The sequence below is a fragment of the Streptomyces sp. SID4985 genome (genome assembly GCF_009863025.1).
In the GTDB taxonomy this organism is placed as follows: Bacteria; Actinomycetota; Actinomycetes; order Streptomycetales; family Streptomycetaceae; genus Streptomyces.
Window position 1 is genome coordinate 1 of sequence record NZ_WWIR01000290.1, and the last position, 1,529, is coordinate 1,529.

Below are 1,529 nucleotides of genomic sequence, written 5' to 3' on the forward strand. Positions count from 1 at the left end.
TGCGGCTCCGCCGCGTGGGCGCGACAAGCCACGACGAACCCGCACTCACCCACTGGCAGAACCATCACGCCCCCTCCGCCCGATCCGCAGCCATCCCCACCGCGTCCAACAGCGCGGTCCCCACGATGAGATCCGCCCCACCGAACTCCGGGTCCTCCAGCTCCGTGCCGTCGTCCACGGCGAACAGCAGCTTCTCCTCGCCCTGCCGATAAGCAGTACCCACCGGAGGACTCGCCGCGTGAACAGCCAACAGCGCGACCAGATAAGGAAGTTCGGGATCCTGCCGACGCGCGTCGGCAAGCAGCCCCGACAACCTGCGCGGAGCGTCCGGCGGCAGCGAAAGCAACTCCATCGCCGCCCCCAACTGCTCCTCGCTGAACCGGCTGTCGTTAGGCGTCTCGATAAGGTCCGGCTCCGGCATCTCCGCCCCGAGATGCTCCCGCTCGACCGGCGGCGTCAGCAAAATATCCACGAGGTCAGCGACCCGCACGGACACCGGCGTACGCAACCCCGTCCCGCGCGCGAAGAACGCGTCGGTGACCCGGATCGCCTGTTCCACGGGAAGCGGCAGCACGGGCGCGACGAGATGCCCGTACAGGTCGATACCCGAGGCCCCCGTGGGCGTGGCGAACGCCTGCCGGTCCTGTTCGGCGCGGAAGAGCGGCCCCGCCTCCAGGAGACGGGACTGCAACTGGGTGTGGCGGCGGATGCAGTCCTTGACGATGTCGACCAGCTCGGCGGCGCGCCGCTTGTGCTCGGGCTCCTCGGTCTCGTCGCGGGCCTTGCGGATGTTGGTGAGGATCGCGTTCTCGTGGCGGTAGCGCTCGGCCACGTGGTCCAGCGCCTCGGCGATCATGTCGGGCACGGTGTTGAGCCAGTCGACCGCGCGGACGTTGCGCCGGGTGGCCTCCAGGGCGCGGCGCAGCGTCTCGGAGTACTGCACGGTGCGGTAGCGGGCCTGCTCGGCGGCGAGCTGGGCGTCGGCGAGGCGGCCCCGGCTGATCAGCACCTCCAGCTTGACCTCGGCGGCGATCTGGGCGCTGGTGACGTCGGTGTCCAGGGCGCCGACGAGGACGTTGACCGCCTCGTCGGTGGTGCGCAGGTAGACGGTGCCGCCGGGGCCCGGGACCTCTTCGATCAGCTTGAAGTCGTAGTCGCGGCGCACATAGCTGCCGTCCGCCGCGAAGGTGCCGTAGACCGCGCGGAAGCCCCGGTCGGCGCTGCCGACGTTGATCAGGTTCTCCAGGACCCAGCGGGCCACGCGCTCGTGCTCGGGGGCGGGGCGGTGCGGGGCCTGGGCGGCGATGCGCGGGACGAGCCGGGCCACTATCTGGTCGTGGTCGGCGCCCGTGTCGAAGTCCATGTTGAGCGTGACCAGGTCGATGGCGGAGAGGGCCACCTCGGCCATGCCGTACACCGAGAACTCACCGGCCAGGTTGGCCTTGCGCGCGTCCAGGTCGTGCAGCGGCGCGGTGCAGGCGAGCGCGCGGAGCCGCCGCGCCAGGCCCTCGTCGGCGGCGGGGCCCGGC

The 1,529-nt window shown here is 71.3% G+C and carries 1 protein-coding gene; it reads right to left on the bottom strand.

Features of this window, described 5'->3' with window-relative positions; translation table 11 throughout:
* Nucleotides 1–64 precede the first annotated feature (64 nt).
* Nucleotides 65–1,529: hypothetical protein (locus tag GTW40_RS11965; protein ID WP_161180153.1), on the bottom strand; the 1,465-nt coding region annotated here is incomplete at its 5' end.